Below are 318 nucleotides of genomic sequence, written 5' to 3'. Positions count from 1 at the left end.
AACCAGGTGCCCCAGGCGTGGGTGACAACAATGTGGTGGAAGGCAATAGCTTAAGCTACACCGTGACCTTGACGGGCAGCACCACGATTGCCTCGACCTATGCGTACAGCTTGGGTGGCGGTACAGCCACAGCAACGAGCGACTACAACACCACCCCAACGTTCAGCAATGGCGTGAGCTTGGTCGGTAGTAACTTGATCGTCCCAGCGGGCGTGTCTAGCTTCACGGTGACGGTGGCGACGATCGACGACACGATCGTCGACAGTGCCTCCCCAGAAAGTTTGCCATTGGTGATCGGTGGCGTGACCGGTGCCGGCG

At 59.4% G+C, this 318-nt stretch carries 1 protein-coding gene; it reads left to right on the top strand.

What is annotated here, in order from left to right; genetic code table 11:
* On the top strand, window positions 1-318 hold a 318-nt coding region (locus KDM90_RS17650; protein WP_212676940.1), incomplete at both ends, for a hypothetical protein.

It is taken from the genome of Affinundibacterium fentianense, assembly GCF_018139545.1.
In the GTDB taxonomy this organism is placed as follows: Bacteria; Pseudomonadota; Gammaproteobacteria; order Burkholderiales; family Burkholderiaceae_D; genus Undibacterium; species Undibacterium fentianense.
Note: the sequence above shows the minus strand (reverse complement) of the source record. Positions and strands in the feature narration are given on the sequence as shown.